This window comes from Paenisporosarcina sp. P4_E4_2 (assembly GCF_056401595.1).
Window position 1 is genome coordinate 1 of sequence record NZ_JBFUJC010000259.1, and the last position, 4,446, is coordinate 4,446.

At 39.8% G+C, this 4,446-nt stretch carries 3 protein-coding genes; all 3 read right to left on the reverse strand.

Features of this window, described 5'->3' with window-relative positions; all coding sequences use genetic code 11:
• On the reverse strand, positions 1–1,735 hold a 1,735-nt coding region (locus AC1DSB_RS14905), incomplete at its 3' end, for a bifunctional 2',3'-cyclic-nucleotide 2'-phosphodiesterase/3'-nucleotidase (protein ID WP_477587001.1).
• 387 nt (positions 1,736–2,122) lie between these two features.
• Positions 2,123–3,340 carry an S-layer homology domain-containing protein gene (locus AC1DSB_RS14910; protein ID WP_477532406.1) on the reverse strand — a complete coding sequence of 406 codons (1,218 nt, stop codon included), beginning with the start codon at positions 3,338–3,340 and terminating at the stop codon, positions 2,123–2,125.
• 27 nt (positions 3,341–3,367) lie between these two features.
• The coding region (locus tag AC1DSB_RS14915) for a M14 family zinc carboxypeptidase (RefSeq protein ID WP_477587002.1) at positions 3,368–4,446 on the reverse strand (1,079 nt) is incomplete at its 5' end.

Consider the following 4,446-nt stretch of genomic DNA (forward strand, 5'->3'; position numbering starts at 1 on the left):
GTACATATGTGTAATATTCTGGATCGCTGCGGGTACCTGCTTTAAATGGTGCTCCTGCAGATAGAATAGGCAACTTGGAGTCAGCTGTTCCTGCTAATTCTTTTTCAACAAACCATTTTTGAGCATTTGTTACAATTTGAATTGATGGATCATCTTGAACTTGTGAGAAGTAACTATGGATAATTGCAGTTGTTGTTCCTACTGCTTTACGCACATATTTAATTGTTCCTTCGTGTGCAACTTTAACCGCTTCTACTACTTTAGTATCTACATCACTTTCATCTTTAGCAATCGCACGTACTTCAGCTTTAGAAGAAGAAACTGTCCAATCGTTTCCTTTCTTAGCTAACGTTAAATCGATTACACCCAAATGGCTGCCGAACTTGCCAGACATTACTACAGGTTTCCCGTTGATTGTACCTTGTTCAACATTCACGCCAGTTAATGAAGCATCAACTTTCCCAGGGAAAACTTGATGTGCATGTCCTGTAATGATTGCATCGACACCTTCAACTTTTGTCATCAAATATGACACATCTTCTTCGCCTTTTTCGTGAACCATGTCACCCATGCCCGAGTGGGACAGAACGACAATTACGTCTGCACCGTCTTTTTCCATTTTAGGAATAAGTGCTTCTACAGCATCTACTGAATCGTCTACAGTGACTTTTCCTTCTAAATGAGACTTGTCCCATTTAAGAATCGCAGGAGGGACAATTCCAGTTACACCGACTTTAATGGTCGTTTCTTTTCCTTTAGAATCTTTCACTTTTTTATCAATGATGACATACGGAGTATACATATTCTTCCCTGTCTTAGCGTCTTTCACGTTTGCATTTACATAAGGGAAGCCAGCATCGTCCATCACTTCATTCAAGTATGGAAGACCATAGTTAAACTCATGGTTCCCAAGAGTGGCAACGTCATAATCCAACAAATTAAGAGCCGCTATCGATGGGTGAACTTCCCCGTCTTTCAATGGCTCCACTGATGATTTGAATGAGCCTAGTGGAGTCCCTTGAATCAAATCTCCATTGTCGAATAACAAAGTATTGCCATTTTCTTTACGTGCATTTTTGATTAATGTTGCTGTCTTTGCAAGACCCAAGCTGTTGGACGGCGTATCTTTGTAATAATCATAGTTCACTATATTCGTATGGATATCAGAAGTTCCAAGAATTCGTAGCGCTACTGTCGTATTCGCAACAGATGCCTTGTATTCTTTCAGGAAACGTTGCACGAGTGCACTCATTTCCCCTTTGCTTACATGGTGACCTGGTCTTACTGTTTTGTCAGCATATCCAAGTAAGAAGCCCATTCCAACTCCTTTTGAAAGATCAGAACGTAAACTTCCGCTGATTTTATTGCCATCCTTGAACTCTTTTAAGTTACTAATCGGAAAACTCTTATCAGTCCCAATACCACGAACCGCAATTACAAATGCTTGTTCACGATTTAGAGTACCGTTTGGATCAAATTTTGTTGCAGATTTGCCATTGATTAGTTTTAACTCAACTGCTTTTTCAATATACGGTTTCAGTTCATTTGGAACGTCATCAAATTTAATCGTTTTTCCAGTTCCCAGTTCCACTCCCATCGCAGTAATTAGTGCCTTCACATATTCTCCGCGCGTAGCATCTTTTTCTGCAGCAGACGTTTCTTGGCTTATCCCCAAACCACTTACAGCTAACGACATTGCTAATGCTGAAGCGGATACTTTTTTCCACATTGTCATGCATTTCTCCCCTTAATTCGAAATAATGAAACAAATTCATTATACCAAATTTAGGATGTCGGAATGTTAAGTCTATGTGACTGTTTTATGAAGTTTTTCTACTATTTCCCTATTCTTAAAGCTCATTTTTTATTAGCTATATTAAATGGTATTGTAGATATTCCGCTAAACCGCTCCGCTTTCCGTGGGCGATCGCCGAGCCTCGGTCTCGACTGTCTCGCTTTCCCACGTGAGTCTCCGCTGTTTTGCTACATATCTCTTTATAAGGAAAAATCAAAAGTGACCTTTAACATATCTTCTTTATTATCGATTAATATTAGTTCTTCAAAATATTAATAGAAAAAGAAAGAACCTATCTTTTTCACAGATAGGCTCTTTATACTCTATTTAGTTAACAGGATAGTACTCAGTTAGTTCACCAGTATTTACATCAAAGACATACGTTGTTTTCCCATTCACCTTAAACAAATCCAGTCCTAATCGAGGTTCTTTTCCTGTATGTTGAATTGAATCAACTTCTTCCTGGTAGTAAAGAGGAATAGCATATTTTAGGTAATCAATTGATTGCTCAATTGTGAGTTTTAGTGGATCTTCTTTAAACGTACGTGGGACGTACGATTTGATTTTCCAAGTATCACCGCTTCGTACTAATTCAATCGTGGCACGGTAACCCGAATTAATCCCATTTGAAGGGACGGTCGCATCCACTTTTAGGACATTGTCCGTTTTCGCAACGACTCTGAATGGTAATCCAAATTGGAAGTCATGTATAACATTTGCGTTATCACAGTTATAACATGACGCTTCATATCCTTTTAATGCTTGTGATAAGTATGGCTCCACCACTAGCTCTGACAAATCATCCTTAATATCTGCAGCTTTATGATTCGGATGATATTTTTCAAGACCTTGAATCATGATAATTCGTGTTTTGCGAGTAGCTTCATTAATGGCATTCATCACTTCAAAGTCATTATAAGTAGATCCCGGAACCTTTTTAAAGGCACGATACATGAAAGCTGACATTTCACCTCGCGTCAACTTTTTATCCGGTGCAAACGACGTCGCCGTTACACCTTTGGTCACTCCATTGCGGAAAATCGCATCAACGTAAGGCGCCCAACGTTCATTGACATCAGTAAAAGGTACTTTAGCATTCATTGTCACTGAATAATTGAAAGCTCCTGACAAGATGCGCGTCATTTGAGAACGTGTCAATTCAACTTCAGGACGGAATGTCCCATCTTCATAGCCATTGACATACCCTAGTGAAGCAATTGTGGAAATTGCTTCGTAATAGGCACTGTCGGATTTAACATCTGGGAAGCTCTTGTTGATATCCGGCTCCATGCCAAGAAGCATATACAGCATGTATGCTGCTTCCCCACGAGTGACGATTCCAGCGGCGTCAATCAACACTTTACCATCATTCGTATATTCTGCTTCCAATACTTCTTTCATGTTCATGGAATAGACAGCCTCATAAAAAGTGTTGTTCATGGATAAATCGGTATAGATTGAATGTTTTACGCTAGCATCGGCTTCATTAACAAATGAACTTGCAAACAAGACTCCTAGTGCCAAGGATGCAATTGCTTTTTTCATCATCATATCCCTCTTTCCATTATTATATTAATTCCGTTTCCAAGCTTCATTGGCAGCGTGCAAACCGACTTTATGATTCTGTTTCCAAATGCCATCCCAATAAGCAAGTGGAACAGGCGCCTCTCCAGCGTATGGAGCAATCTCCACTGTAACACCAGGCATCTTCGTCACTTTAATAAACCAATCCGCGGAAGATCCTGTTCCTTTTCTATAATAAGGTGGGACAATTGTATATCCTGTAATCGATTTAAGCTGATTCACATATTGAACATCCCTGYTCAGTTGCGCTCCTGCTTGGAAATTGAACCAATACAGGACTTGTCCAGAGGAATGATAAGAGACATTGGACATAAACTTATGTTTCTCGACAAAATGCTTCAACGCAACTGCTTCTGGTTCAGAAAACGCACGTGGTCCACGGTAACCCATCCAGTTTGGCTTAGTAATATTATTATCAATATAGCTCCATCCTGCATCAAAATTTTTGTTTAAATCGACTCCCCGCACATTCGCTTTCCAACGTGCAAAGTTACTCGAACCGTTGATTTTTCGAGCAAGTGCGCCATTTGTAACAGCACCCTGCCCACCCTGAACCAGCGTAACACCGTCAGGATTCATCATTGGAACGAACCAAATGCTCGTTTGATCCAATACCGTTTTAACGTTATATCCAGCAAAGGTTGTTTTGTTATTGTAATGAAGAGAGTAAGTATCAATCATTTCTAAAAGTACATTGGTTGTCATGTGCTCCCGTGCATGCATGGATGCATCAAATAAGATTTCTTTCTTACCATTTCCTACTCTTAAAGCGTAAATCCCCCGTCCTTCTACACTCTTCCCGATGAGTTCAAACTTAGTGAACTCCGGGTACATTCCCGCTATTACTTGCATCCAATAGGACATTTCTCTGTGAGAAATGTTTTTCTTTGGTTGAACAAGGTTGGAATGTGTCACATTTTTCAAAGGAATATACGCAACCGAACCAAGAAACTCAATTACGCCTTTATCTTTACTGAAGTTATGTAATGTCAGCACACTTCCTCGACTTAAATAACCAATCGTAGTTCCTGAGCTGTTAGTGACAGCAGTTTCATTTTCCACTCGTA